Source organism: Streptomyces sp. NPDC041205, assembly GCF_055591765.1.
In genome coordinates this window covers 451,208-475,585 of the sequence record NZ_JBVIZH010000003.1, presented here as the reverse complement: position 1 = coordinate 475,585, position 24,378 = coordinate 451,208, and the positions used below count along the sequence as shown (strand labels likewise).

25 protein-coding genes and 1 pseudogene are annotated in these 24,378 nt (G+C 73.7%); 12 read left to right on the top strand and 14 right to left on the bottom strand.

Translation table 11 applies throughout. The features are described 5' to 3' along the window. Nucleotides 1-76 precede the first annotated feature (76 nt). The 3 genes and pseudogenes from ACZ6BG_RS16395 to ACZ6BG_RS16385 form a co-directional block, all read left to right on the top strand. Nucleotides 77-1,045, top strand: coding sequence for a bile acid:sodium symporter family protein (locus ACZ6BG_RS16395; protein ID WP_469001411.1), 969 nt, complete (start codon nucleotides 77-79; stop codon nucleotides 1,043-1,045). Between the two features lie 91 nt (nucleotides 1,046-1,136). Further along, complete coding sequence (locus ACZ6BG_RS16390; protein WP_469001409.1) at nucleotides 1,137-1,685, top strand: DM13 domain-containing protein; 549 nt, start codon at nucleotides 1,137-1,139, stop codon at nucleotides 1,683-1,685. Between the two features lie 93 nt (nucleotides 1,686-1,778). After that, a pseudogene (locus tag ACZ6BG_RS16385) lies at nucleotides 1,779-2,799 on the top strand (FAD-dependent oxidoreductase); the annotation flags it as partial. Here ACZ6BG_RS16385 and ACZ6BG_RS16380 read toward each other — a convergent pair. Further along, nucleotides 2,789-3,553 (bottom strand): NIPSNAP family protein, encoded by a 765-nt coding sequence (locus ACZ6BG_RS16380; RefSeq protein ID WP_469001407.1) that lies wholly within the window; start codon nucleotides 3,551-3,553, stop codon nucleotides 2,789-2,791. The pseudogene ACZ6BG_RS16385 and the gene ACZ6BG_RS16380 overlap by 11 nt on opposite strands. Nucleotides 3,554-3,622: 69 nt before the next feature. On the opposite strand from ACZ6BG_RS16380, the gene ACZ6BG_RS16375 reads away from it, so the two are divergent. The 3 genes from ACZ6BG_RS16375 to ACZ6BG_RS16365 are packed head-to-tail and all read left to right on the top strand — an operon-like array spanning nucleotide 3,623 to nucleotide 6,572. Further along, nucleotides 3,623-4,633: a helix-turn-helix transcriptional regulator gene (locus ACZ6BG_RS16375; protein ID WP_469001405.1), complete on the top strand. Its 1,011-nt coding sequence runs from the start codon at nucleotides 3,623-3,625 to the stop codon at nucleotides 4,631-4,633. Nucleotides 4,634-4,686: 53 nt separating this feature from the next. Then, nucleotides 4,687-5,439, top strand: coding sequence for a sugar phosphate isomerase/epimerase family protein (locus tag ACZ6BG_RS16370; RefSeq protein ID WP_469001402.1), 753 nt, complete (start codon nucleotides 4,687-4,689; stop codon nucleotides 5,437-5,439). Continuing rightward, entirely contained in the window at nucleotides 5,436-6,572 is a 1,137-nt protein-coding gene (locus ACZ6BG_RS16365; protein ID WP_469001398.1) for a Gfo/Idh/MocA family protein, read from the top strand. Before ACZ6BG_RS16370 ends, ACZ6BG_RS16365 begins: the two co-directional genes overlap by 4 nt. On the opposite strand, the gene ACZ6BG_RS16360 is transcribed toward ACZ6BG_RS16365, so the two are convergent. The 3 genes from ACZ6BG_RS16360 to ACZ6BG_RS16350 form a co-directional block, all read right to left on the bottom strand. After that, a complete protein-coding gene (locus tag ACZ6BG_RS16360) occupies nucleotides 6,569-7,102 on the bottom strand; it encodes a PadR family transcriptional regulator (protein ID WP_469001393.1) in 534 nt (177 codons plus the stop codon). The genes ACZ6BG_RS16365 and ACZ6BG_RS16360 overlap by 4 nt on opposite strands. A 67-nt stretch (nucleotides 7,103-7,169) precedes the next feature. Further along, nucleotides 7,170-9,191: an NADPH-dependent 2,4-dienoyl-CoA reductase gene (locus ACZ6BG_RS16355; protein ID WP_469002945.1), complete on the bottom strand. Its 2,022-nt coding sequence runs from the start codon at nucleotides 9,189-9,191 to the stop codon at nucleotides 7,170-7,172. Nucleotides 9,192-9,350: 159 nt separating this feature from the next. Further along, a complete protein-coding gene (locus ACZ6BG_RS16350; protein ID WP_030357535.1) occupies nucleotides 9,351-9,803 on the bottom strand; it encodes an Lrp/AsnC family transcriptional regulator in 453 nt (150 codons plus the stop codon). A 110-nt stretch (nucleotides 9,804-9,913) separates the two neighbouring features. Between ACZ6BG_RS16350 and ACZ6BG_RS16345 the strand changes: the two genes are divergently transcribed. Then, nucleotides 9,914-10,549, top strand: a complete 636-nt coding sequence (locus ACZ6BG_RS16345; protein ID WP_469001387.1) for a LysE family translocator — start codon at nucleotides 9,914-9,916, stop codon at nucleotides 10,547-10,549. A 164-nt stretch (nucleotides 10,550-10,713) separates the two neighbouring features. Then, on the top strand, nucleotides 10,714-11,211 hold the full coding sequence (locus ACZ6BG_RS16340) for a methylated-DNA--[protein]-cysteine S-methyltransferase (RefSeq protein ID WP_469001383.1): 498 nt from the start codon (nucleotides 10,714-10,716) through the stop codon (nucleotides 11,209-11,211). A gap of 42 nt (nucleotides 11,212-11,253) precedes the next feature. Here ACZ6BG_RS16340 and ACZ6BG_RS16335 read toward each other — a convergent pair whose 3' ends face one another. Further along, nucleotides 11,254-11,706: a hypothetical protein gene (locus tag ACZ6BG_RS16335; protein WP_469001379.1), complete on the bottom strand. Its 453-nt coding sequence runs from the start codon at nucleotides 11,704-11,706 to the stop codon at nucleotides 11,254-11,256. A 207-nt stretch (nucleotides 11,707-11,913) separates the two neighbouring features. Here ACZ6BG_RS16335 and ACZ6BG_RS16330 point away from each other — a divergent pair, with 207 nt between their 5' ends. After that, the gene (locus ACZ6BG_RS16330) at nucleotides 11,914-12,642 is read left to right on the top strand and encodes a 2OG-Fe(II) oxygenase (RefSeq protein ID WP_469001377.1); all 729 of its coding nucleotides are present in this window, start codon (nucleotides 11,914-11,916) and stop codon (nucleotides 12,640-12,642) included. Nucleotides 12,643-12,663: 21 nt separating this feature from the next. On the opposite strand, the gene ACZ6BG_RS16325 is transcribed toward ACZ6BG_RS16330, so the two are convergent. The 6 genes from ACZ6BG_RS16325 to lnt all read right to left on the bottom strand — a co-directional run bounded on the left by ACZ6BG_RS16325 (nucleotide 12,664) and on the right by lnt (nucleotide 18,150). Beyond that, nucleotides 12,664-13,341, bottom strand: a complete 678-nt coding sequence (locus ACZ6BG_RS16325; protein ID WP_469001374.1) for an alpha-ketoglutarate-dependent dioxygenase AlkB family protein — start codon at nucleotides 13,339-13,341, stop codon at nucleotides 12,664-12,666. 16 nt (nucleotides 13,342-13,357) lie between these two features. Beyond that, nucleotides 13,358-14,524: a methyltransferase gene (locus tag ACZ6BG_RS16320; RefSeq protein WP_469001371.1), complete on the bottom strand. Its 1,167-nt coding sequence runs from the start codon at nucleotides 14,522-14,524 to the stop codon at nucleotides 13,358-13,360. 33 nt (nucleotides 14,525-14,557) lie between these two features. Then, on the bottom strand, nucleotides 14,558-15,184 hold the full coding sequence (locus ACZ6BG_RS16315; protein WP_469001368.1) for a hypothetical protein: 627 nt from the start codon (nucleotides 15,182-15,184) through the stop codon (nucleotides 14,558-14,560). A gap of 73 nt (nucleotides 15,185-15,257) precedes the next feature. Continuing rightward, nucleotides 15,258-15,965, bottom strand: coding sequence for a hypothetical protein (locus ACZ6BG_RS16310; RefSeq protein WP_469001364.1), 708 nt, complete (start codon nucleotides 15,963-15,965; stop codon nucleotides 15,258-15,260). 112 nt (nucleotides 15,966-16,077) lie between these two features. Continuing rightward, complete coding sequence (locus ACZ6BG_RS16305) at nucleotides 16,078-16,548, bottom strand: NUDIX hydrolase (RefSeq protein WP_380853539.1); 471 nt, start codon at nucleotides 16,546-16,548, stop codon at nucleotides 16,078-16,080. Between the two features lie 9 nt (nucleotides 16,549-16,557). Beyond that, entirely contained in the window at nucleotides 16,558-18,150 is a 1,593-nt protein-coding gene (gene lnt, locus ACZ6BG_RS16300) for an apolipoprotein N-acyltransferase (protein WP_469001360.1), read from the bottom strand. Between the two features lie 221 nt (nucleotides 18,151-18,371). Here lnt and ACZ6BG_RS16295 point away from each other — a divergent pair, with 221 nt between their 5' ends. Further along, nucleotides 18,372-19,466, top strand: a complete 1,095-nt coding sequence (locus ACZ6BG_RS16295; protein ID WP_469001357.1) for an O-antigen ligase family protein — start codon at nucleotides 18,372-18,374, stop codon at nucleotides 19,464-19,466. Here the strand turns inward: ACZ6BG_RS16295 and ACZ6BG_RS16290 are convergent. Both ACZ6BG_RS16290 and ACZ6BG_RS16285 read right to left on the bottom strand, forming a co-directional pair. Then, nucleotides 19,423-19,974 (bottom strand): hypothetical protein, encoded by a 552-nt coding sequence (locus ACZ6BG_RS16290; protein WP_469001355.1) that lies wholly within the window; start codon nucleotides 19,972-19,974, stop codon nucleotides 19,423-19,425. The two genes, ACZ6BG_RS16295 and ACZ6BG_RS16290, sit on opposite strands and share 44 nt — an antisense overlap. A gap of 223 nt (nucleotides 19,975-20,197) precedes the next feature. Then, nucleotides 20,198-21,025, bottom strand: a complete 828-nt coding sequence (locus ACZ6BG_RS16285) for a glutamate racemase (protein WP_469001353.1) — start codon at nucleotides 21,023-21,025, stop codon at nucleotides 20,198-20,200. 58 nt (nucleotides 21,026-21,083) lie between these two features. On the opposite strand from ACZ6BG_RS16285, the gene ACZ6BG_RS16280 reads away from it, so the two are divergent. Beyond that, complete coding sequence (locus ACZ6BG_RS16280; RefSeq protein WP_469001351.1) at nucleotides 21,084-22,268, top strand: glycosyltransferase; 1,185 nt, start codon at nucleotides 21,084-21,086, stop codon at nucleotides 22,266-22,268. A 28-nt stretch (nucleotides 22,269-22,296) separates the two neighbouring features. Here the strand turns inward: ACZ6BG_RS16280 and ACZ6BG_RS16275 are convergent, their stop codons facing one another. Next, the gene (locus ACZ6BG_RS16275) at nucleotides 22,297-23,613 is read right to left on the bottom strand and encodes a TerD family protein (protein ID WP_469001348.1); all 1,317 of its coding nucleotides are present in this window, start codon (nucleotides 23,611-23,613) and stop codon (nucleotides 22,297-22,299) included. A 280-nt stretch (nucleotides 23,614-23,893) separates the two neighbouring features. Here ACZ6BG_RS16275 and ACZ6BG_RS16270 point away from each other — a divergent pair, with 280 nt between their 5' ends. Next, the gene (locus ACZ6BG_RS16270) at nucleotides 23,894-24,367 is read left to right on the top strand and encodes a DUF6643 family protein (protein WP_030358088.1); all 474 of its coding nucleotides are present in this window, start codon (nucleotides 23,894-23,896) and stop codon (nucleotides 24,365-24,367) included. Nucleotides 24,368-24,378: the final 11 nt, after the last annotated feature.

The window sequence follows — 24,378 nt, the reverse complement described above, 5'->3', positions numbered from 1 at the left end:
TCGCGCGTGCGGGCGGGGACGGCGGCCCCGCCCCCGATGTGCCGGGCGCCGAAACCGGTCGACAGGCTTCCGCCGCATGGACGTGGACATTCCCATGCGCCTGCTGGAGCCTGTCCGTGTGGACTCGTCCCTGACCACATTCCTGCTGCCCGCCGTCCTCGCCGTCATCATGTTCGGCCTCGGGCTCGGCCTGACCGTGGCCGACTTCCGCCGGGTCACCGCCCATCCGCGGCCCGTTGCCGTCGCCCTCTGCTGCCAGTTGGTGCTGCTGCCCGCCGTCTGTCTGGGCCTGGTCCTCGCCTTCGGCCTGAGCCCGGCGCTCGCCGTCGGCATGATGCTGCTCGCGGCCTCCCCCGGCGGCACGATGGCCAATATCTTCAGCCATCTCTTCGGCGGCGACGTCGCCCTCAACGTCACGCTCACCGCCATCAATTCGGTCGTCGCCGTCGTCACGCTGCCGATCGTCGTGAACCTGTCCCTCGACCACTTCATGTCCGGCACGGACGAGGCGCTGGGACTGCGCTTCGACAAGACCCTCCAGGTCTTCCTCGTCGTGCTGGTGCCGGTCTCGGCGGGCATGCTGGTCCGCCGACGTCATCCGAACTTCGCGGAGCGCTCCACGCAGGCGGTCAAGGCGACGGCGGTGACCGCGCTCGTCGGCGTCATCATCGCCGCGGTCGTCAGCGAGCGGGAGAACGTGCTCGGCTACCTCGCCGACGTCGGACACGTCGCCTTCCTCTTCGCCGCGATCTCCCTCACCGTCGGGTACGGGGCGACCCGTCTCGCCCGCGGCGACCACCGGCAGTCCGTCGCCACCTGCTTCGAGATCGGCATGCACAACACCACGCTGTCGATGGCCATCGCCCTCAGCCCCTCCCTCCTCGACAGCACCCGCATGGCCATCCCGTCGGCGGTGTACGCGGTGGAGATGTTCGTCATGGCCCTGGCCGCGGGCTACCTGCTGCGCCGGATCGCCCCGCCCGAGGCCACCGCCGTCAGCACGGGGGCACAGCGGCCCGGCTCGGCACCTCGCCAGGTCACGTAAGACTTTCGTCATCTGATTCCGGGAGTTCCGGGCACCCCGCCGACGTCGTACAGGGACAGAGACACCTTTCCATCCCTTACGGAGGCACGACATGGGACGCCTGCGGCGCACACTCGGCAAACCGTGGTTCATCACCGCGCTGTTCACGGGCGTGGTGCTCACGGGAGTGGGCCTGTACTGGTTCCAGCCGTGGAAGCTGTGGGTGGACGAGACCGTACGGGACCCGTTTCCCGTCGCGGCGTCCGTGCCGCCCTCAGGGGTGGCCGGGGGCGGGGCGGACGCCGGGCCGAAGGAGCTGGCCACCGGGAAGCTGATCAGTCACGAGCACGAGACCAGCGGCTCGGTCCGGATCCTGCGCCTCGCGGACGGCACCCGCGTCCTGCGCCTCACGGACCTGGAGACGAGCAACGGCCCCGCCCTGCGGGTCTGGCTCAGCGACGTGGAAGTGAAGCCGGGCAAGGACGGCTGGCACGTCTTCGACGACGGCCGACACGTCAGCCTGGGCGAGCTCAAGGGCAACAAGGGTGACCAGAACTATCCGCTGCCCGCCGACGTCGACCTCGACAAGTACCGCAGCGTCACCATCTGGTGCGACCGCTTCGACGTGTCCTTCGGCGCCACGGAACTGACCCGCGCCTGACCGCGCTACGCGGACGTCCTGGCGGGCGGCTGCCAGCCGCCCGCCAGCATGTCGAAGACCGCCTCGACCGCGGCCCGGTGGTCCTTCTGCCCCCCCGACTCCCGTGACCAGGGCGGCACCTTGGACCTGCACGCCGACAACGGCCAGATCGCCCTGCGCGCGGCCGGGCTGCTGGACGAGTTCTTCGCGCTCGCCCGCCCCGAGGGCCAGGAGACGCGCCTGCTCGCCCCGGCAGGCACCCGCACGTCCCACCAGGTCCCGGCGCCCGGCGAGACGTTCAAGCCGGAGATCGACCGGGGGCGGTTGCGCGACCTCTTGCTCGGCTCCCTGACGCCCGGCACCGTGCAGTGGGGCCCCGGCACCGTGGGGCCAGGCGCTGGAGCGCGTCAGCGGACCCGCCGAGGGGCCGCGGCGGTTGCACTTCGCCGACGCCACCCCCATCGAGGCCGACCTGGTCATCGGCGCCGACGGCGCCTTCTCCCGGGTCCGCCGGGCCGTCTCCCCCGCGACGCCCGCGTACACCGGCGTGAGCTTCCTGGAGGCGTGGTTCGACGACGTCGACAACCGGCACCCCGAGATCGCGGACCTGGTCGGCCCGGGCGGCGCCCACGCCGCCGACGGCGAGCGTGCCGTGTTCGCCCAGCGCAACGGCGGCGACCACATCCGCGCCCACCCCATCCAGCGCGTCCCGGTCGACTGGATCCGCGCGAGCGGCCTGACGCCCCGGGACACCGACGGCATCCGCGCCCTGCTCCTGGAGCGCTACGCCCACTGGTCGCCCCTGATGCGCCAGATGATCACCGACAACGACGGCCCCTACGTCGACCGCCCGATCCTCGCCCTGCCGGTGCCGCACACCTGGGCGCACGACCCCACGGTGACGCTCCTCGGCGACGCCGCCCACCTCATGCCGCCGCTCGGCGTCGGCGTCAACCTCGCCATGCTGGACGCCGGTGAACTCGCCCTCGCCGAAGCGGCCACCGTCGACGACGCCGTCCGCGCCCACAAAGCGACGATGCTTCCCCGCTCGACCGAGATGGCCAAGCTCCTCGACGGCGGCGCCGAGGGCCTGTTGGACACCGAAGACGGGCCGGACACCGGGATCAGCGGATGAGCGAACGGCCGGTGGGCGCGAGCCGGAGCACCCGCGGCGCCGCGATCTGTTTCCGCTCGATGCCCGGCAGGACCTCGTCCCGCGCGACGGGATGGGCCCGTACCTCGGCGACGTGACGGCGCCGAGCCCGCTCGTCCGGGTACGAGGTGAGGACCACGGCGACGTTCTCGCCGGTGCGGACCGGCAGCCTGGTGAAGGTGTTGGGCGCGGTCTCGGTGGTGAGGACGGCGAGCGGCGCGGGGCCCGTCTCGCGGAGGACGGGGAGCAATCCGTCCTGGACCAGTGCGAGGCCGTCGGGCCGCCCGGGCGGGAAGGACCAGACGGTGGCGGACACGAACCGGTCCGGTGCGGGAGCGCCCGCGCGGGGGCGCTCGGCCGGGGAGGCGGTGAGACCGTTCGCCTCCGATATGGGGCGCAGCAGCAGGACGTCGTCGGAGTCGGACATGGTGGCGTTGGCCCGGGGACCGTGCTCGGCCCAGACGGGGCCGCCGTAGAAGGCCGTCAGTGCGCGGTGGCGTGTCTCCATGCCCTCGAATCCGCGCAGCCAGACGAAGCGGTCGGGGTCGTCGAGGTCCCGGAACTGGCCGAGCACGGTCATCCCGGTCGCTTCCTGGGTCTCGACGAACTCCCGGTCGAACAGCTCGATGAGCTCGTCGCGCCGTCCTGGCCGCAGCGTGTACTGGCGAAGCTCGACGACGGCGGGAGGGCTGACGGGGGCATGAGGGGGCACGGCGGGCTCCTGTTGGGTGCGCATGCGCCGACCGTAGGGAAGCCGTGTGCCAGGGCCTGTCAGTGTTTCCGAGTTTCCGAGCAGAATGTGTCCATGTCCGCCGGTCGCCTGCTGTCGCTGCTCCTGTTGCTCCAGTCCCGTGGCCGGGTGTCCGCGCGCGCCATCGCCGAGGAGCTGGGGGTGTCCGTGCGGACCGCCTACCGTGACGTGGCGCGGCTGCAGGACGCCGGGGTCCCGGTCTACGCGGAGCCCGGCCGCACGGGTGGCTATCAACTCCTCGACGGCTACCGCACCCGTCTCACCGGGATGAGCGAGGGCGAGGCGCGGGCGCTGTTCTTCGCCGGACTGCCCGGCCCCGCCGCCGAGCTGGGCCTCGCGGCGGAGGTGACGGCCGCCCGGTTGAAGCTGCTTGCCGCACTGCCCGCGGGGCCGCGCGAGGAGGCGGCGCGGACCGCGGCGGTGTTCCACGTGGACGCTCCCGGCTGGTACCGGGAGCCCGAGGAGACGCCCCATCTGCCCCTCTTCGTCGACGCGGTGCTCGCCCGGCACGCGGTGGACGTGCGCTACCGCCGCTGGCGCGCGCCGCAGGAAGTGAGCCGTCGCCTGCGCCCGTACGGCCTCGTCCTCAAATCCGGCACCTGGTACCTCGTGGCCGCCGCGGAGGGACGGACCGCGACCTACCGCGTCACCCAGGTCCTCGACGCCACCCTGACCGACGAACGGTTCGACCGGCCCCGGGACTTCGACCTGGGCGCGTACTGGGCCTCCTACCTCGACGACTTCCAGAGCCGCCGCCACACCGGCACCGCCACCATCCGCCTGTCCCCGCGCGGACGGCACCGCCTGCCCGACAACGTCACCCCGGACGTGGCGCGGGCCGTCGACGCCACCGCGACCCCCGTCGGCGACGACGGCTGGGTCGAGGCAGTCATCCCGACCGAGAGCACCGGCCACGCCTGCGGCGAACTGCTCCGGCTCGGCGTCGACGTCGAGGTCGTCGCCCCGGCCGAACTGCGCCAGGCCATGGCCGCCACCGTGGGCGCGCTCGCCCGGACGTACGGCGTAGCTGACGGCCGACCCACGGAATCGTGCGCACCCTTGTAGACCCGACGTTCGCGCCTTACGGTCCTCCCAGCCGCCGACGGGGAGGGACCTCCATGCCACGACCGCTCAGCGTTCAGCTCTACTCCGTACGCGACGAGTTCGCCGCCGACCGCGCGGGGACCCTGGGTCGGCTCGTGGAGATGGGATACGGCGCGGTGGAGGCGTACGACGTCACCGATGACGCGGCCGGGCTGCGCCGCCTCGTCGACGACCTGGGCCTCACCGTGTCCGGCGCGCACGCCGTGCAGCTCCTCACCGGCGAACCCGGCCCCGTCCTCGACGCGGTGGCCGCGCTCGGCACGCCGCTCGCGATCGTCCCGGCCGGGTTCCCGCACGAGGACTTCACGACGTACGACGGCCTGGCCCGGGTCGCCGACCGCCTCGGCGGCCTCGCGCGTGACGCGGCCCGGCACGGGCTGCGGCTCGGCTACCACAACCACTGGTGGGAGGTGGAGCCGCGGCTCGCGAGCCGCGGCGGACGCCACGCCCTTGAGGTCCTCGCCGAACTCCTGGACCCGGAAGTGTTCTTGGAAGTCGACACGTACTGGGCGGCGGTCGCGGGCGCCGACGTCCCCGCGCTGCTCACCCGCCTCGGCGACCGCGTGGAGGCCCTGCACCTCAAGGACGGCCCCGGCACGAAGGACGACCCGAACGTGGCGGTCGGCGGCGGCACCATGCCCGTACCGGAGGTCCTGGCCGCGGCGCCGGACGCCTGGCGCGTCGTCGAGTTCGACGCGTGCGCGGGCGACCTGCTCGGGGAGCTCGCGGCCAGCCGCACGTACGTCAGCGCCCTGGAGGCCGTGTGAACAGGGGCCCGGTCGGCGTCGCCGTCGTCGGCGCGGGCGTCATCAGCGCCGAGTACCTGCGCACCCTCGCCACCTTCCCGGACATCCGGCTCGTGGCGGTCGCGGACATCGTCCCGGAACGCGCTGCCGCCGCGGCCCGCACCCACGGCATACCGCTCGCGGGCGACCTGCCGACCGTCCTGGACGAGCCGGACGTCGAGCTGATCGTCAACCTCACCGTGCCCGCCGCCCACGCGCAGGTCGCGGCCGCCGCGCTGCGGGCGGGCAAGCACGTGTACGGCGAGAAGCCGCTCACCGCGGCCCCCACCGACGCCGAGAAGCTGCTGGCCGAGGCCTCCGAGCGCGGGCTGCTGCTCGGCGGCGCGCCCGACACGTTCCTGGGCGCGGGGCTGCAGTCGGCGCTGCGGGCCGTCCGGGCGGGGCACATCGGCACGCCCGTCGCGGCGACGACAGCGGTGCAGAGCCTCGGCCCGGAGGGCTGGCACCCCGACCCGGCGTTCTTCTACCAGCCGGGCGCCGGGCCGCTGTTCGACCTCGGTCCGTACTATCTGACGGCTCTGGTGGCGCTGTTCGGCGCAGTGGAACGGGTGGCGGCGACGGCGGCGCGGGCCCGGGTGCGGCGCACGGTCGGCTCAGGGCCGAAGGCCGGGCAGTCGTTCCCGGTCGACGTGCCGACGCACGTGTGCGCACTCCTCGACTTCGCGTCGGGCACGAGCGCCAACTCGACCTTCAGCTTCGACAGTTCGCATCCGCGGATCCGGTTCGAGATCACCGGCACGGAGGGCACGCTCGCCGTGCCCGACCCGAACACGTTCCGCGGCCCGCTCCGCGTGCGGGCCAACGGCGACGACCAGTGGCGCGACCTTCCGGTGCGGGGGCGCACGGACGGGCGGGGGCTCGGGGTCCTCGACATGGCCCGCGCGATCCGCGCCCACGACGCTCCGCGGGACGGCGGCGCGCCCGACGCCCACCGGGCCTCCGGCGCCCTCGCCCTGCACGTCCTGCAGACGATGACGGCCATCACCCGCTCCGCCGACCGCGCGGAGTTCACTCCGCTCCCGGCCCAGGTCGTGCCGCCGCCCCCGCTGCCGGACGGCTGGGACCCGACGGCGGCGACGCTCGGGGCCGCCTAGGACTCCGTCAGCTCCTCCAGCGTCCGCGTGAGCCACTGCGTCCAGAACGTCTCCAGGTCGATCCCGGCCCGCAGGACGACATGGCGCAGCCGGTCCTCGATGGCGTCCCTGCCGGGCGGGAAGTCGCGCCGCTCGATCTCCTCGTACTCGGCCAACTGTTCCTTGTGCAGGGTGAGATGGCGGCGCAGGTCCGCCTCGATGCCGTCGGTGCCGACGACGGCGGCGGCACGCAGCCGCAGCAGCAGGGTGTCGCGCAGCGGCTTGGGGTCCTGGCTCGCGGCGGTCCAGCGGGCCAGTTCGGCGCGGCCCGCGGGCAGCACCTCGTACTCCTTCTTCTGGCCGCGCGTGGCCTGCGCGGACGGCAGCGCGCGGGTGAGTCCGTCGCGCTCCAGGCGGCCGAGCTCGCGGTAGATCTGCTGGTGGGTGGCCGACCAGAAGTAGCCGATCGACCTGTCGAACCGGCGAGTCAGCTCCAGACCCGATGACGGCTTCTCTAGCAGGGCGGTGAGGATCGCGTGCGGGAGTGACATGACGGCATCCTAGGGACGGTGAGCGGGCGCGCGGCCGTCCGCCCGGCAGGCCGCGCGCCCCGGTGCCTCACAGCGCGGCGGCCAGCTCCGTGCCCTGCTTGATGGCGCGCTTGGCGTCGAGTTCGGCGGCCACGTCGGCGCCGCCGATGAGGTGCGCGTCGACGCCGGCGGCGATCAGTTCCTCGTACAGGCCGCGCCGGGGCTCCTGGCCGGTGCAGAGGACGACCGTGTCGACGGGGATGGTCCGCTGCTCGTCGCCGACGGTGATGTGCAGGCCCTCGTCGTCGATGCGGTCGTAGGTGGCACCGTTGACCATGGCGACACCCCGGTGGCGCAGCTCGGTGCGGTGGATCCAGCCGGTGGTCTTGCCGAGGCCCTGGCCGACCTTCGACGTCTTGCGCTGGAGGAGGTGGACGGTGCGGGGCGGCGTGGGCCTGACGGGCTCGGTGAGGCCGCCGCGGTCGCGGTAGTCCATGTCGACGCCCCACTGCTTGAAGTACGTCGCCGGGTCCAGGCTCGCTTTGTCGCCGCTGTCGGTGAGGTACTCGGCGACGTCGAAGCCGATGCCGCCCGCGCCGACGATCGCGACCCGCTCGCCCACGGGCGCGCCGTCGCGCAGGACGTCCAGGTAGCTGACGACGCTGGCGTGGTCGACGCCGGGGATCTCGGGGGTGCGGGGCGTGACGCCGGTGGCGATGACGACCTCGTCGTACCCGGCGGCGGCGAGCTGGTCCGCCGTCACGTGCGTGTTCAACCGGACGTCCACGCCGCGCAGTTCGAGCTGGGTGCGGTAGTAGCGCAGCGTCTCGTCGAACTCCTCCTTGCCGGGGACCTTGCGGGCGATGTTGAGCTGCCCGCCGACCTCGGACGCCGCGTCGTACAGCGTCACGTCGTGGCCGCGCTCGGCCGCGGAGACCGCGCAGGCGAGCCCGGCGGGGCCCGCGCCGACGACGCCGACGCGCTTGACGCGGCGGGTCGGGGCGAGCACCAGCTCCGTCTCGTGGCAGGCGCGCGGGTTCACCAGGCAGGAGGTGATCTGCAGGCTGAAGGTGTGGTCGAGGCAGGCCTGGTTGCAGCCGATGCAGGTGTTGATGGCGTCCGCCTGCTCGGCCCGCGCCTTGGCGACGAAGTCCGGGTCGGCGAGCAGCGGGCGCGCGAGGGAGACCATGTCGGCGGCGCCGTCGGCGAGCAACTGCTCCGCCAATTCGGGGGTGTTGATGCGGTTGGTGGTGACGAGCGGCACCGACACCTCGCCCATGACCTTCTTCGTCACGAAGGTGTACGCGCCGCGCGGCACCGAGGTCGCGATGGTCGGGATGCGGGCCTCGTGCCAGCCGATGCCGGTGTTGATGATCGTGGCGCCCGCGGCCTCGATCTCCTTGGCGAGCTGGACGACTTCGGCGAGCGTGGAGCCGCCGGGCACGAGGTCGAGCATCGAGAGGCGGTAGATGATGATGAAGTCCGGGCCGACGCGTTCGCGGGTGCGGCGGACGATCTCGACGGGGAAGCGGACGCGGTTCTCGTAACCGCCGCCCCAGCGGTCGGTGCGCCGGTTGGTCGGCGCCGCGATGAACTCGTTGATCAAGTAGCCCTCGGAGCCCATGACTTCGACGCCGTCGTAGCCCGCGAGCTTCGCCAGTTCGGCGGCGCGCACGAAGTCCTCGACGGTCTGCTCGACCTCGTCGTCCTCCAGGGCGCGCGGCGGGAACGGGCTGATGGGCGCCTGGATGGCGCTCGGCGCGACGAGCTGCTCGTGGTAGGCGTACCGCCCGAAGTGGAGGATCTGCATCGCGATCCGGCCGCCTTCGCGGTGCACGGCCGCGGTGACGCCCGCGTGCTTCTCCGCCTCCGCCTCGGTGGTCAGCTTGGCGCCGCCCTCGTAGGGCCGCCCGGCGTCGTTCGGAGCGATGCCGCCGGTGACGATGAGGCCGACGCCGCCGCGGGCCCGGGTCGCGTAGAACTCGGCCATCCGCGCGAACCCGTCGGGCGCCTCCTCCAGGCCCACGTGCATGGAGCCCATCAGGACCCGGTTGGGCAGGGTCGTGAAGCCCAGGTCGAGGGGGCTGAGCAGGTGCGGGTAGCGGCTCACTGAGCTCATGCGGTACGGCCTCTTTCGTCCACATACGCCGGGGCGTCAGCGTCATCGGTGTCGTCGGAACAGTTGTAGGCCAGCCCACGGCTTTATGCAACTAGTTGCACATACGGTTCGGGCCGCGCGAGACACAGTTCACAGCGGCCCGCGCGCGCCTCACAACGGCAGCGACCGCTCCCGCACCACGTGCTTCATCACGAGCGTCGAGCTCAGCCGCTGCACCCCGGGCAGCGTCGCCAGCTCCTCGTCGTACAACTGCTGGAAGGCGCGCAGGTCCTTGCTGACGATCCGCAGCAGATAGTCGGGGTCGCCGAAGAGGCGCTGCGCCTGTACGACATGGGGGATGTCGGCGACCGCCGCCTCGAAGGCCGCCACCGTGTCCCGGTCCTCCTGGCGCATGGTGACGAAGACCAGGGACTCGAAGGTCAGGCCGACGGCCTCGGGGTCGAGCACGGCGCGGTAGCCGCGCACCGCCCCGCGGCGTTCGAGTTCGCGCAGTCTGCGATGGCACGGCGACAGGCTCAGGCGCACCCGCGCGGCCAGTTCGGTGACGGTCAGACGACCGTCCTTCTGCAGCTCGGCAAGGATCTGCCGGTCGACTGTGTCCATGGGGAAGATTCTTCCACTCACACACCCCTGGGCGGCAGATCTTGGGAGCACCTTTGGGCAGATCGGAACTAACCTCCCTCACGCGATCGAAAAGGGAGGGAAAAACATCCATGGCCGTCAGCTCCATCACCGCTTTCTGGGCGGTGTCCGTCCTGCTCATCCTGGTTCCGGGCGCGGACTGGGCGTACGCGATATCGGCAGGACTGCGGGACCGCTCGGTGGCCCCGGCCGTCGGCGGGCTGCTGCTCGGCTACGTCGGCCTCACCGCCGTCGTCGCGGCGGGCATCGCGGCGGTCGTCGCCGACCACCCGGCCGTGCTGGCCGGCCTGACGCTGCTCGGCGCGCTGTACCTGATCTGGCTCGGCGTGACGACACTGACCCGCCCGAGCACCCCCGACGCCGCCCCGGACGGAACGTCGAGCGCCGCCGCGGCCGACCCCGCGCCCTGGCACAGCCGCGTCCTCCAGGGCGCCGGGATCAGCGGCCTCAACCCCAAGGCGCTGCTCCTCTTCCTCGCCCTGCTCCCCCAGTTCACCCAGCCCGGCACCGGCTGGCCGCTCGCCCTCCAGATCAGCACCCTCGGCCTGGTCCACATCCTCAGCTGCGGCGCCATCTACTTGTGCGTGGGCGTGCTCGCCCGTACCGTCCTGCGCACGCGCCCGGCCGCCGCCCGCGCGGTCACCCGGATCTCCGGGGCGGCGATGGTCGTGATCGGCGCGGTCCTGGTGATCGAGCAACTGACCTGACCGCGCCGCACCTCTCGCATCCTCCGCGCCCCGTGAGCGCCGCGTCCGAAATCCGCCAGCCGCCGGTGTCCGCACCGCGCAGACTGGTCACTGTCGGACCGGGGGAAGAAGCCCCGGACCAGGACAGACGCATCAGCGGATGTGCAGGAGAGAGGACAGGCGCGATGACAGTCCACACGACGTTCGACAGCCCGTTGGGCGAGCTGCTGCTCGTGGGCGAGGCGTCGGCCTCGGCCCCCGGCGGGACGGCACTCGCCTCCCTGTCGATGCCGGGCCAGAAGGGCGGCGCGGTCGTCGAGGACGGCTGGGTCCGCGACGACGAGGCGTTCACGGCGATCACCGGCCAACTGCGCGCGTACTTCGCGGGCACGCTCACGCACTTCGACATCGAGTACGCGGACGGGGCGGGCACCGAGTTCCAGCGGAGGGTGTGGTCCGCCCTCGACTCGGTGCCCTACGGCACCACGACCACGTACGGCAAGCTCGCGGAGCGGCTCGGTCTGTCCCGCGCGGCGGTCCGCGCCCTCGGCACGGCCCTCGGCCGCAACCCGGTCCTGGTCGTCCGCCCCTGCCACCGCGTCGTCGGCGCGGACGGCTCCCTCACCGGCTACGCGGGGGGCCTGGACCGCAAGAAGCAGCTCCTCGACCTGGAGACGAGGTGAGCGGGGCGCCGAACGGCCCGGGGCCCCGCGGGGCGCGCGAGCTCAGGCGCCCTTGGTGAAGATCCGCCCGGTCTCGTCGGTCCAGGCCTGCAGCCGAAGCACCTGGTCCTGGGAGGCGGCGCCGCCGATCCCGACCGCCGCGCCACCTGCCCCGACCGCGCCACCGGCGGCCGCCACGGCCGCACCTCCGCCGAAGGCGGCGATGCCCGCCGCGATCATGGGAATGCCGACGAAGGCACCGATGATCGTGAGGGTCAGCAGGACGCCGAAGAAGATCATCACGATCCCGAGCAGCGCTCCGGCAAGACCGACCCCGCCCACCGCCGCACCCGTGGCGACGCCGACCGCGCCGACCCCCATGGCCGCGCCGCCGTCGGCGCGGTAGGTCCGGGCAAGGAGCACGGCCCCGGGCATGCGGTGGACCTGCGTCCACCCGTGCGCCGCCATCCAGCCGACGAACCGCGTCAGCTCCGCTTCCCGCCGCTCGGGGGCCACCGGCTCGCCGTAGCCCCGCGAAGACGACGCGGACTGGGCCTTGTGGCCCCCACTGGGGCTCCCTCAGCGCCGCGGCCTCCGCGGCCCCGGCCGACCTGGTCTTCCGCGTGCTGTCCTTCATCGCTCTGCGCTCCGACCGACATGCCCCTCTCTGTCCATTACACACCCGAACCCGCCACCGCCCGCTCCCCGCACGGAGAACCCACCATGAGCGCCCCCACCACCCACGAAGCCGGACCCGCCGAACGCGTCGACGCCACCGACTGGCACACCGTGGCCCACGACCTCGACCAGCACGGCTGTGCCCTCACCGGTCCGCTCCTCACCCCCGACGAGTGCCACGAGATCGCCGCGCTCTACGACGAGCCCGGCCGCTTCCGCTCCACCGTCGACATGGCCCGACACCGCTTCGGCTCCGGCCAGTACCGGTACTTCAGCCACGACCTGCCCGACCGGATCGCCGAGCTGCGCCACGCGTTCTACCCGCACCTGCTGACCGTGGCCCGCGACTGGGCCGCCCGCCTCGGCCGCCCCGCGCCCTGGCCCGACACCCTGGACGTCTGGATCGAGCAGTGCCACGCGGCGGGCCAGGCCAAGTCGTCGCAGATCCTGCTGCGGTACGAGAGCGGCGACTGGAACGCCCTGCACCGCGACCTGTTCGGCGACCTCGTCTTCCCGCTCCAGGTCGTCATCGGCCTCGACAGCCACGGCTCCGACTACACCGGCGGCGAGTTCCTGCTGGTCGAGCAGCGCCCTCGGGCCCAGTCACGGGGCACGGTGACCGTCCTTCCCCAGGGCCACGGCCTCGTCTTCACCACCCGCGACCGCCCCGTGCGCTCCAGCCGCGGCTGGTCGGCGGCACCGGTGCGGCACGGCGTGAGCACGGTCCGCTCGGGGCTGCGGCACTCCCTCGGCCTGGTCTTCCACGACGCGTAGACGCGGAGGGGCACGGCACGCTCAGCGCAGCCCGCTCACCCGCAGCGTGACGTTGAGCCGCCCGGCGAGGCCGAGCTCCGGCGGAGCCGTGCCCGCGTACACCTTCGGCACCCCGTGGTACGCGAGCCGCGACGGGCCCCCGAACACCATCAGGTCGCCGCTGCGCAGCTCGACGTCGGTGTACGGCCGGGTGCGCGTCTCGGTGTTGCCGAAGCGGAAGACGCAGGTGTCGCCGAGGCTCAGCGAGACGACGGGCGCCGTGGACCGCTCGTCGCTGTCGCGGTGCATGCCCATGTGGGCGTCGGCGTCGTAGAAGTTGACGAGCGCGATGTCGTACGCGGCCGGGTCGCCGTCGGCCGCACCGTCCCCGTGCCCCGTGTCGTCGCCGTACGCCGCCCGCACCGCCGCCCGCCCCAGCTCCGCGAGCCACCCGGGCATCGGCTTCACCGGCGCGCCGTCACCGTCGACGACCGTGCGCGCGTACCCGTACGGGTACCAGTGCCAGCCCAGGCACACCTGCCGGGCCGTCATCGTCCCGCCACCGGGCAGCCGGACCGTGCGCAGCCCCGCCGGGGGCGTCGCCCACGCGCGGCAGGCGGTGACCAGCTCCCGCTGCCGTTCGGGCCCCAGCCAGTCGGGCACGTGGACCGCGCCCGGCGCCACCTCGCCGGGCTCGCGCGGGAACAGTTCGCCGGTCATGGCCGGGGGCCCGCACTCACGACCGCCGGACCGCCCGCAGGATCACGAACTTGCGGTTGCTCGCGGCGACTTCGACGTTGCCGAACAGACGCTTCAGGCGCACGTGGTAGCCGAGGTGGCGGTTGCCGACGACCCACAGTTCACCGCCGGGGCGCAGCGCTGCGCGGGCGCCGCGGAACATGCGCTGGGCGGTGGCGTCGGTGGTCGCCTGGTGGCTGTGGAAGGGCGGGTTGTTGAGGACCAGGTCCACGGACTCCGGCTCCATCGCGGTGAGCGCGTCCCCGGCGACGAAGTCGGCCTTGGCGGCGGAGTCCCGCGCGGTGTTCGCCGCGAAGGTGGCCTCGGCGGAGGCGACGGCCTGGTAGGACTCGTCGACGAAGGTGAGCCGGGCGTCGGGGTTGGCGACGGCCGCGGCGGTGCCGAGGATGCCGTTGCCGCAGCCCAGGTCCACGATGTGGGCGTCGCCGCCGCTCGCGGGCAGGTGCTGGAGGAGGAAGCGGGTGCCGATGTCGAGGCGTTCGGCGCAGAAGATGCCCGCGTGGTTGACGGCGGTCAGGCCGGCGCCCGCGCCGGAGTCGCCCGGCAGGACGTACGACCGGGGCCAGGGGGCGGGCCCGGAGGAGCGCTCCGGGTCGGGGGTGCTGAAGATCAGGCGGGCCTTCTGGCGGGCCAGCGAGGTGCGCGTCGGCCCGACGATCCGCTCGAACAGCTCCAGGGTCGAGGTGTGGATCTCGGTGACCATGCCAGTGCCGACGACGACGCTGCCCGTGTGCAGCGCCGGGGCGATCCGGTGCAGTTGGTCCTCCAGGAGCGCGAGGCTCTTCGGCACCCGCACCAGGAGCACGTCGACACGCTCCGGCGGGGTGTCCCGCGTCGTCAACAGGCGGCTCCCGTCGGCCGGGAGACCGGCGCGCGCGAGGTTCGCGAGGGTCGCCTGCCGGGCGAGGTGGGAGTCGGTGATCTGCACGGGCCGGTGCGCGGCCAGCGCGGTGGTGAGGGCGCCCCAGCGGTCGCCGACGACGGCCACCGTCCCGTCCAGGGCGATCGGCTCCGCGCTCTCCTCCCCCGCCAGGTGCCGCAGCAGATAGGCGTCCGCCGCGGACCAGGCCCGCAGGGTGTCGCGCGGGTCCTCCGGGAAGCGGGTGAGGTCGTACTCGCCCCATGACGTGCTCAAACGGTTCATCGTGCCCTCAGGCTAACGGAGCCCGCGCCCCGGTCAGCCCGCCAGGTGCAGGGCACCGACCAGGCCCGCCGCGACCACGGCCCCCGTGACGAGGACGTGCGCCCCCGGCGGCAGCCCGGCCGGAGGTCCCTCGGCGGTGTGCGCGGCCTCCGGGTCCAGGCGCCGCGCGCGGGCCGTCCACTCGGCGGGAGGCCGGTTCGGCAGGACGACGCGCCAGGGCTGGCGCGGGTCGTACTCGACGACGGCACGGCTGCCGTGCAGCAGATCCTGTACGTCGAGGGGGTGCCGCACCTCGACGCGGAACGGGCGTCGCCCCTCCGGCACGACGGTCAGGTCGAAGGCGAACAGGCTGCCCGCGGCCTGCGGGTCGAGGACGAGCTGCCCGGTGTCCTGGTGGACGGCCCGCACCGAGTGCACCAGCGCGGGCGCGTACGCGCGCGGGCCGCCCGGGCGCAGCCCGGCGGCGACCCCCGCGCCCCGGCCGCGTTCGGCGACGGCGCCCAGGCACAGGAGCACGACGGCCGTGGCGGTGAGGCCGACGACGAGCAGCCAGGTGGGGCCGTCGAGGACGCCCTCGGCCAGCGCGCCGAAGGCGAGGCCGACGGCGGCGGCGCCGAGCAGCACGTCCGGGGCGAGGAGGCGGCGTACCGCATGCCTCATGCGACGGGCCCCTTCGCCGCGTACCGCGAGCGCGTCACCGCCGCGTGCCGGACGTGCGTCGTCGCCGCGTGTCTCATGAGGACCGCAGCCGCCGTCGGCGGGGCACCGCGACCCGGGTGCGTCGGGGGTCCGCCGGGTGGTTGCGGTCGTACACGGCGAGCACGGGCCGGTCCAGGGCGGCGCGGTCGACGACGACGGGCACGGCGTGCCGGGCGCCCTGGACGTCGTGGAAGACGACGGTGACCTCGCCGCGCCTGCCGCGCACCGGCCGCCAGCCCTCCAGGCGGGCCTGCGCGGTGCTGAAGTCGGCGCGCAGCCTGCGCAATGCGGCGGTGCGGCGCAGGCTCACGGCGCCGCCCCACACGGCGACGAGGCCGCCCGCGGCGGCGACCGACCACAGGAAGGTCAGCCAACCCGACACGGTGTGCCGCCCCGCGGGCACGACGAGCATGAAGTCGGTGACCGTGTCGTACCCGACGCGCCCGTCGGACACCGCGTCGTACCAGCCCGCGGCGGCGCCCGCCGCGCTCAGGGCGACCACCGCGCCCACCGTCGCGCGGTGCAGGAACCGCGCGGCTACGAAGCCGAGCAGCGCCGCCGACGCGATGCCGAGCTCCGGCGCCATGGAAGCGAACTGGTCGCTGCCGCAGCCCTCGTCGTCGCACGACCACACGACGGTCGTGACGTCATAGGTGCTGAGGTGCCACACGAGCCAGACCTGCCAGGCGAGCAGCGCGCAGGCGAGTCCGCGCAGCGTCAGGCCGTAGGTCCTCCGGCTCAACTCCCGCCCCTGTTCTGAGGTCTGAGGCGGCGCGCGGGCCGCCACGCGGACAATGTCCGTGCAGGTTACATGCTGTGCTGGGCCGTCACCATGGCCCGGTCCTGCCCGCGGCTCAGCCGCGGTCGAACCAGGTGGGTCCCTCCGCCATGGCCTGCTTGATCCGGAAGAGCCCGGTCTCGTGCAGGTCGGGCAGCCCGTCCAGCGGGAACCACGCGACCTCCAGGGACTCGTCGTCGTTCACGCGCGGCTCACCGCCCACGGCCCGGCAGCGGATCGTGATGTCCATGAACTGGCAGACGTCCTCGTTGGGGTACGTGACCTGCTCAAGCGCCTCGACGAGGACCACGCGCTCGGCGACGCAGCGCACCGCGGTCTCCTCGAAGACCTCGCGCACGGCGCACGCGGCGGGCTGCTCCCCCGGGTCCGGGATGCCGCCGATGACCGACCACTTGCCGTTGTCGGCGCGGCGGCCGAGCAGGACTCTGCCCGCGTCGTCGAAGACGATGGCGGTGACTCCGGGGAGCCACAGCAGCTGATGTCCCGCGTCGGCGCGCAGGGTGCGGATGAAGTCGGGAGTAGCCATGATCCGACCCTAACCGGCGGCTCCGGCACGGCGGCGGGCGATCACCCAGCCGACCCCGGCGGCGCCGACGAGCACCAGGACGACTTCCGGCCAGACCCCGGCGCGGGTGGCGGGCGTCAGCGAGGTGCGCCTGGGCACGTCGGCGACCAGCGACTCGGCGGTGAACATCCCGGTGCGCTGCGCGACCGACCCGTCGGGGCGGATCACGGCGCTGACGCCGCTGGTGACGGGGACCATGACGGCCCGGCCGTGCTCGACGGCCCGCACCCGGTCTATGGCCAGTTGCTGGTACGTCATCTGGCTGCGCTCGAACGTGGCGTTGTTGCTGGGCACGGAGAGGATCTCGGCGCCTTCGCGCACCTGGTCCCTGACCACGTCGTCGAAGGCGGCCTCGTAGCAGGTCACCGGGCCGATGCCGGTGCCCGCCATGTCGAACACGGCGGGCTTCGTGCCGGGTTCGAAGATCCCGGCGCGGTCGACGTCGGAGCTGAAGACGCGGAAGAAGCTCCGGTAGGGCATGTATTCGCCGAACGGCTGGAGGTGCCGCTTGTCGTAGGTGGCGCCCGGTCCGGTCTTCGGGTCCCAGAGGATCTGCCGGTTGCGGGGCTTGCCGTCCTTGCCCGTGACGACGGCGCCCACGGACACGGGGGCCTTGATGGCCTTGGCGGCCTTGTCGATGACGGCGTAGGCGTCGGCGTTCGCGTACGGGTCGATGTCGGAGGAGTTCTCCGGCCACAGGACGAGGTCGGGCTGCTTGGCCCTGCCCGCCTTCACGTCGGCGGCGAGGCGCAGGGTCTCGCGCACGTGGTGGTCGAGGACTGCGCGGCGCTGGGCGTTGAAGTCCAGGCCCATGCGGGGCACGTTGCCCTGGATGACGGCGACGGTCGCGGTGCCGCGTTCGGCGCCGGTGGCCACCAGCGGCAGGGCGGCGGCCCCGGCGACGACGGGGGCGACGGTCAGCGCGGCGGACGCGACGAGCGCGCGGTCTCGCGCGCGGGGATCGGCCTTGAGGCGGCGTACGACATCGGCGAGGCCGAAGCCGCAGAGCACGACCGCGAAGCCGAGCAGCGGGGTGCCGCCCAGCGAGGCCAGCGGCAGGAACAGGCCGCCGGGCTGGCTGAAGGCGACCTTGCCCCAGGGGAAGCCCTCGAAGGGGAAGCGCGCCCGGGCGGCCTCGCCCGCGATCCACACGCCCGCGGCCCACACCGGCCACGCGGGCAGCCGGGAGACGAAGGCGATGCCCAGGCCGGTCAGGCCCACGAACAGGGCCTCGGCGACGGCGAGCGCGAGCCACGGCAGCGGCCCCACGTCGACGCCCGTCCAGGAAAGGAGCGGCAGGAAGTATCCGAGCCCCATGAGCAGCCCGAGTCCGAAGCCGGACTTCGGGCGCCGCCCGTGCAGGACGGAGCCGAGGACGGCGAACGCGAAGGGGGCGAGCCACCACAGTTCCCGCGGCGCGAAGCTCAGATACAGCAGCACGCCGGAGACCACCGCGGTCCCGCCGGGAATCAGCCGTCTGCGGATCCGCTCGGCGCGCGTCTTCGGGCCGGGCAGTGGTGCGGTCTGCGCGGACGCGTCGGTGGGAGCGGTGGTGGCGGTCACTCGGGGAGTGTACGGCGCGTCACCTGGCCGCGGACACCGCGGTCGGGACCGCCCGTACGGCCGCCTCGCGGGACCGTTCCGTATCTCCGCCGGATCGTTCCTGCGCAAGATCTCCACAATTGGTCGTCGTAGCCGCTAGCGTGTTCCGAAGTCCTGACGTGCGACGAGAACAAGCCATACGGTCGGGGCCGCACGGATCGGGGGCGGCGGGGGTGGGGGCGATGAAGGCATCCGCGACGCCCGCGGCGGCCACGACGGTCGGATCGGCCGCGGAGCGGCGCGGGGGCACGGACGTCGGCGGCATGGCGATTCTCGCGCTGTGCGCCGCGTGGGCGCTGATCACGACCGGGGTGCGGGGCGGCCGGCCGGACGGCGTGCTGCTCGCGGTCCTCGCGGTGGCGGCCGGATACGCGGGCGGGCGCGTCGCGGGGGCGTTGCTGCCGGTCGCCGCGCCCTGCGCCGGGGCGCTCGCCGGGGTCGGCCTCGCCGCGGCGGCACCGCACGTCACACCGGGTCCCGTCAGTTCCTCGCCGCTCGGACCCATCGGCGCCACCGCGGCGCTGCTGGCCCTCGCGGCGGGCGCGGCCTGCTGTGCGGCGTGGTCGGCGCGCGGGGCTGTGCTGCGGACCGGTCTGCGGGTCTTCGCGGCGGGGATCGTCCTTGCGGCGGCGCTGCTCGGGTCGACGGCCGGGGTGATCGCGTGCGCCGGGATCGTGCTGTGTTCGCTGGCGGCGGCGCTGGTGCGCAGCCCGGGCCTCGGGCTCAGCGGGTTCGCGGTGGCCGCCGCGGTGGTGACGGGGCTCGCCTGGGCCGTCGCGCGCGGGGCGCTGCCGGAGGGGCTGAGTTCGTCCCTGAAGGGGCAGTTGGGCCCGTACCGGGTCCGGGTGTGGCAGGACGCGGAAGGGCTCGCGGGCGCGCACCCGGCGCTCGGTGTGGGGCCGGGGCGGTTCGGCGAGGCGGCGCCGGCGGCCGCCGAGGGGACGCTCGTGGACGACAAGCCGCACTCGGCGCTGTTGCAGCAGGCGGCCGAGCAGGGATTCGTGGGGGTGGCGCTGCTCGCGGCCGCGTTCTGCTGGCTGCTGTTCGCGCTGTGGCGCTCGCCGCGCCCCACGCAGGTCGTCCTGTCGGCGGGCGCGGCCCTGACGGCGCTCGCGGGGGTGGCGACGGTCGGCAACGCGCTGAGCGTGACGTCCGTGGCGGTGGGCGCGGGACTGCTCGCGGGCATCTCCACGGCCCGCCCCCTGCACGAGGAGGCGGACGACGCGGGCCGGGTCAGACCGGCGTACTCCCGGACAGGCCGAGGCGGTCCCGGATGACGCGGACGGCCGACTCGGCGTTGTCCACGGTCACGGTGAACTTGCGGCCGTCGCCGAGGCTGAGGACGACGCCCTCGCCGCGCCGGACGATGACGGCGGTGCCCTGCTCGGGCCGCCAGCGGTAGCCCCAGCCGCCCCAGTTCCGGGGCGTCACGGCCGGGGCGAAGTCGGCGCCGATGACATGCGAGAGCGGGATGCGGCGGCGCGGCACCCCGATGTGCCCGCAGCGCACCTCCAGGGAGTCCTTGTCGACCTTCACCGCGACGTGCACGAAGGCGAGCGTGCCGAAGAGGATCAGCAGGCCGACGGCGATCAGGCCGACAATGGACATGATCAGCGGGAGGATGCCGGAGGGCCACAGGGTCTCGACGGCCAGGTCGATGCCCAGGGCGAGACAGGCGGCACCGCCGCAGGCCAGCAGCCACTGGCCACGGTTTCGTGCGCGTCCGGTCCAGATCTCGGGGTGCTGCTCGGAGCTGACCCGCTCGCTGGGGGCGTGGTCCGTCATGGAATCGAGAGTACTCACCTTCCGGGACGAAGGCACCGCGTCACCTAAGGTCACTCCTCCGGTTGGACACCCGGCCCGCCCGCGTCACGGCGTCGTGGCCGGTGAGGGGCGGGAGTGGGCGGTTCCGTGCGGGAAGGAGAGCGATACGGGTCCGGAGGCAGTGGTGCGGGTCCCGCCTTGCCTCGGGCCGCCGAGCGCCGCCTTCCGGCTGACCTTCCGGCCGTCAGGCCTTCAGGAGCGGGTCGGACGCCGCGAGGAGCCGTCCCTCCGCGTACGCGAGCGCAGCGCTCGGGAGCGCGGACTCACGGCCGCCGAGGAGCACCGTCAGGGTGCCTTCGGCGCCATCGGAGTCGTACGAGTCCTCCGCCTGCCCCTCGGCGTCGGCGGCGTCGACGTCCCGCTCGCGGATCCGGCGCAGCGCCTGTGCGGCGACGGCTTCGGCCGAGCCGCGCAGGACGAGCGGCTTCGCGTCCGGCTGCTGCACGGCGGCACGGATGCGTTCGGCGACCAGCTCGTAATGGGTGCAGCCCAGGACTACGGTCGTTACATCGGGCGGGGTGAGGGCGGCGGCGGCCTCGATGGCGCGCGTGATGGCCTCCTCGTCGGCCTCCTGCACGGCGTCGGCGAGGCCGGGGCAGGGCACCTCGGTGACGGCGACGCCCGCGGCGAACTCCTCGATCAGGCCGCGCTGGTAGGGGCTGCCGGTGGTGGCGGGCGTGGCCCAGATCGCGACGGGGCCGCCGGTGGCCGCCGCGGGCTTGATCGCCGGGACGGTGCCGATGACGGGCAGCTCGGGCTCCAGGCGGGCGCGCAGCGCGGGCAGGGCGTGCACGGACGCGGTGTTGCAGGCCACGATCAGCGCGTCCGGGCGGTGCGCCGCGGCGGCCTCGGCGGCGGCGATGGCCAGCTCCGTGACCTTCTCGGGCACACTGCCCCAGGGCATCGTGTCCGGGTCGGAGGAGAGGACGAGGTCGGCGCCGGGGTGCAGCCGCCGTACCGCCGCGGCCGCGGCGAGCAGTCCGATACCGGAGTCCATCAGCGCGATCTTCACCCGGTCACCTTAGACGATGAGCCGGACAAGCCCGGCGGGGTGGGGCAGACTGCGGCGGATGAGCGCCGTTGTGTGGATCGCCGCCGCCTCGCTCGCCGCGTGGCTGTGGCTGCTGGTCGGACAGGGTTTCTTCTGGCGTACGTGGCACCGGCTGCCGCCGCGCCGGGACCCCAAGGCCTGGCCGTCGGTGGCGGTGGTCGTCCCCGCGCGGGACGAGGCCGAGGTCCTGCCGACGAGCCTGCCGTCGCTGCTCGCGCAGGACTATCCGGGGCACGCCGAGGTGTTCCTCGTCGACGACGGCAGCAGCGACGGCACGGGCGCCCTTGCCCGGTCCCTCGCGGAGCGGCACGGCGGACTGCCCCTGACCGTCACCTCGCCCGGTGAGCCGCCCGCGGGCTGGACCGGCAAGCTCTGGGCGGTGCGGCACGGCATGACCCTGACACGCGCGCGCGAGCCCGAGTTCCTGCTGCTCACCGACGCGGACATCGCGCACAGGCCGGACAGCCTGCGGACGTTGGTGGCCGCGGCCACGACGGGCGGCTACGACCTCGTCTCGCTGATGGCGCGGCTGCGGGTGGTGAGCCTGTGGGAACGGCTCGTCGTCCCCGCGTTCGTCTACTTCTTCGCGCAGCTGTATCCCTTCCGCTGGATCTCGCGGAAGGGCGGCCGGACCGCGGCGGCGGCCGGTGGCTGTGTACTGCTGCGCGCGGACGCGGCCGAGCGGGCCCGGGTCCCCGACGTGATCCGGCACGCCGTCATCGACGACGTGGCGCTCGCCCGGGCGGTCAAACGGTCGGGCGGACACATCTGGCTGGGGCTCGCCGACCGTGTCGACAGCGTGCGGCCCTATCCGCGGCTCGCGGACCTGTGGCGGATGGTGGCGCGCAGCGCGTACGCCCAGTTGCGGCACAGTCCGGCGCTGCTCGTCGGGACGGTGGCCGGGCTCGCCGTGGTCTATCTGGCGCCGCCGGTGGCGCTGTTCGCGGGCCTCGCGACGGGCTCCGCGGGCACCGCGCTGTGCGGTGGTCTCGCGTGGCTCGTGATGACCGCGACGTACCTGCCGATGCTGCGCTACTACCGCCAGCCCGCGTGGCTGGCGCTCACGCTGCCCGCGACCGCGTTCCTGTACCTCCTGATGACCGTGGACTCCGCGGTGCGGCACTACCAGGGGCGCGGCGCGGCCTGGAAGGGCCGCACGTACGCGCGCCCCGGCACGGCCGCGCCGGAGGAGTCCCGGCCCTAGAAGGCCAGGGGCTCCTCCGGCGTGGAGGTCACTTCCGGCCGGGGGTCCAGTTCATGCCCCACCCGTAGGCGTAGTCGATGGTCCGCTGCGGGCTGACGCCGCGCTCGGGCACCAGGTAGCGGGCCTCGCGCTGGACGGTGAGTTCGCCGCCGTTGTTGGTGATGAGCGCGAGGGCGCAGACCGTGGAGGGCACCGTGCACTCGTCGAGGGAGAACTCGATGGGCGCGCCGTGCTGCGGGGTCAGCGTGACCGTGGCGTTCAGGTCGGCGAAGCTGCGCGCGCCCTCGTAGATGGTCACGAAGATGACCAGACGCTTCAGTTCGTTCGAGTGGTCAAGATTGACCGTCAGGTTCTCGCCTGTCGACACGGCGCCGGTGCGGTCGTCACCGTCGAGGAGGATGTACGGCGGCTGGTTCAGCGCGCCGAAGGCGTTGCCGAGAGCCTGGACGACGCCCTTGCGGCCGTCGGTGAGCTCGAAGAGCGCGCACAGGTCGAGGTCGAGGTCCGCGTGCATGGCGACGGCACGGCCGAGCTTGCTGGCCCAGCCCTTGAACTGCTTGCGCACCTCCCAGTTGAGGTTGACGCGCAGCGCGCCCGACGTGCCGCCCTGCTTGGTCAGCGAGACCGACGGCGCCTCCTTGGTCAGCGTGACCTTGGTGAGGCGCACCGGCTGCGCGGGCGCGGCGGGGGGCGGTGGCGGGGAGGCCGGGGCGGGCGCGGCGACGGGGGGCACGGGGGCGGCGACCGGCGGCGCGGGGGCCGGTGGGGCGGCGGGGGCGGCGGGGGCGGCGGGGGCGGCCTGCTGGGGCTCGTCGACCGAGATGCCGTAGTCCGTCGCCAGGCCTTCGAGGCCGCTGCTGTAGCCCTGGCCGACGGCGCGGAACTTCCACGCGCCCTGACGGCGGTAGAGCTCACCGAGCACGAAGGCCGTCTCGACGGTGGCGTCCGCGCTGTCGTAGCGCGCGATCTCCGCGCCGCTGGCGGCGTCGACGACCCGGACGTGCAGGCCGGGAACCTTGCCGAACGAGCCGCCGTCCGAGGACGCGGCGAGCACCACCGTCTCCACGGCGGGCTCCACGCGCGCGAGGTCGACGACCAGCGTGTCGGTCACGCCGCCGCCCGCGGCCTGCTTGCCCTCGTGGCGCACCGCTCCGGAGGCGTGCGTCGCCTGGTTGTAGAACACGAAGTCCGCGTCCGAGCGCACCTTCCCGGAGGCGTCGAGCAACAGCGCGGAGGCGTCGGCGTCCGGCACCCCCGGCCCGGATCCCCATCCCAATTCGACCCGCACCGCGGGTGCCGGCACGGGAACATTCGAACCTTTGGCCATTGACATGTCTGCCCCCATCACAAGTTGCCGGGTCGTCCGGGCCGCCGTTGCGTTCCCGTCCAACCTATTACCTGGCATTCGAAGAGACGTACACGCGGTCCCGGCAACGGCCCTCGACAGCCCCCGGTCGACCACGGGTAACCCCTGAGGAACGCGCTATTTACACGATCCGTACGTCGCCACGCGACCGATTTTCCCAAGTTCGCTCGCATTGGGGATCCGCAGCCCCTGGCGACACGTAAAACAACCCTCTTATCGGTCTCCCCAACCAGCACATCAAGGGCTTAACTTATGGAGCATGACCTCCCCCCGCTCCACCTATGGCGGCGGTTACTACTCCGCGCCGTCCTTCCCGGACACCCCGATCTACGACTCGCTGGTCGCCGAGCGGGGCACCCCGCAGATCGCCCCGATCCGGGTCCCCTCCGCGTACGACACGGGCAGCCACCTCCCCGCCCTCCCGGCCGCGCTGCCCGCCCTGCCCTCCGGCCCCTCGGGCTATCCCGCGGCCGCCATGGCCCCGGCGCCCATGCCCGCCGCGGCCCACCCGAACCCGGCGTACGGCTACGCGCCCGCCCCGCAGCCCGCACCGCTGCAACAGGCCCCGGCGCCGTACATCCCGCAGCAGGCCGGAGCCCCGCGCGGCTACCCCGGACCCCAGCAGCAGCGCCCCATGGGCGGTACGGGGTACGAGGCGATGCGTCCCGCGGCGCCCCGCCCGGCCCCGGCGCCGCACGAAGACCCGTACAACCGGCAGTACCGGGGCTACTGATCGGCGGCGGC

What these genes read in the sequence shown, in the direction of transcription:
- ACZ6BG_RS16340 (WP_469001383.1), top strand. Translation starts at nt 10,714, where the DNA reads ATGACAGTCCACACGACGTTCGACAGCCCGTTGGGCGAGCTGCTGCTC.
- ACZ6BG_RS16380 (WP_469001407.1), bottom strand. Translation starts at nt 3,553, where the DNA reads ATGCGCACCCAACAGGAGCCCGCCGTGCCCCCTCATGCCCCCGTCAGC.
- ACZ6BG_RS16390 (WP_469001409.1), top strand. Translation starts at nt 1,137, where the DNA reads ATGGGACGCCTGCGGCGCACACTCGGCAAACCGTGGTTCATCACCGCG.
- ACZ6BG_RS16370 (WP_469001402.1), top strand. Translation starts at nt 4,687, where the DNA reads ATGCCACGACCGCTCAGCGTTCAGCTCTACTCCGTACGCGACGAGTTC.
- ACZ6BG_RS16325 (WP_469001374.1), bottom strand. Translation starts at nt 13,341, where the DNA reads ATGACCGGCGAACTGTTCCCGCGCGAGCCCGGCGAGGTGGCGCCGGGC.
- ACZ6BG_RS16295 (WP_469001357.1), top strand. Translation starts at nt 18,372, where the DNA reads ATGAAGGCATCCGCGACGCCCGCGGCGGCCACGACGGTCGGATCGGCC.
- ACZ6BG_RS16360 (WP_469001393.1), bottom strand. Translation starts at nt 7,102, where the DNA reads ATGTCACTCCCGCACGCGATCCTCACCGCCCTGCTAGAGAAGCCGTCA.
- ACZ6BG_RS16320 (WP_469001371.1), bottom strand. Translation starts at nt 14,524, where the DNA reads ATGAACCGTTTGAGCACGTCATGGGGCGAGTACGACCTCACCCGCTTC.
- ACZ6BG_RS16275 (WP_469001348.1), bottom strand. Translation starts at nt 23,613, where the DNA reads ATGGGGGCAGACATGTCAATGGCCAAAGGTTCGAATGTTCCCGTGCCG.
- ACZ6BG_RS16345 (WP_469001387.1), top strand. Translation starts at nt 9,914, where the DNA reads ATGGCCGTCAGCTCCATCACCGCTTTCTGGGCGGTGTCCGTCCTGCTC.
- ACZ6BG_RS16350 (WP_030357535.1), bottom strand. Translation starts at nt 9,803, where the DNA reads ATGGACACAGTCGACCGGCAGATCCTTGCCGAGCTGCAGAAGGACGGT.
- ACZ6BG_RS16305 (WP_380853539.1), bottom strand. Translation starts at nt 16,548, where the DNA reads ATGGCTACTCCCGACTTCATCCGCACCCTGCGCGCCGACGCGGGACAT.
- ACZ6BG_RS16395 (WP_469001411.1), top strand. Translation starts at nt 77, where the DNA reads ATGGACGTGGACATTCCCATGCGCCTGCTGGAGCCTGTCCGTGTGGAC.
- ACZ6BG_RS16270 (WP_030358088.1), top strand. Translation starts at nt 23,894, where the DNA reads ATGACCTCCCCCCGCTCCACCTATGGCGGCGGTTACTACTCCGCGCCG.
- ACZ6BG_RS16315 (WP_469001368.1), bottom strand. Translation starts at nt 15,184, where the DNA reads ATGAGGCATGCGGTACGCCGCCTCCTCGCCCCGGACGTGCTGCTCGGC.
- ACZ6BG_RS16280 (WP_469001351.1), top strand. Translation starts at nt 21,084, where the DNA reads ATGAGCGCCGTTGTGTGGATCGCCGCCGCCTCGCTCGCCGCGTGGCTG.
- ACZ6BG_RS16375 (WP_469001405.1), top strand. Translation starts at nt 3,623, where the DNA reads ATGTCCGCCGGTCGCCTGCTGTCGCTGCTCCTGTTGCTCCAGTCCCGT.
- ACZ6BG_RS16330 (WP_469001377.1), top strand. Translation starts at nt 11,914, where the DNA reads ATGAGCGCCCCCACCACCCACGAAGCCGGACCCGCCGAACGCGTCGAC.
- ACZ6BG_RS16290 (WP_469001355.1), bottom strand. Translation starts at nt 19,974, where the DNA reads ATGACGGACCACGCCCCCAGCGAGCGGGTCAGCTCCGAGCAGCACCCC.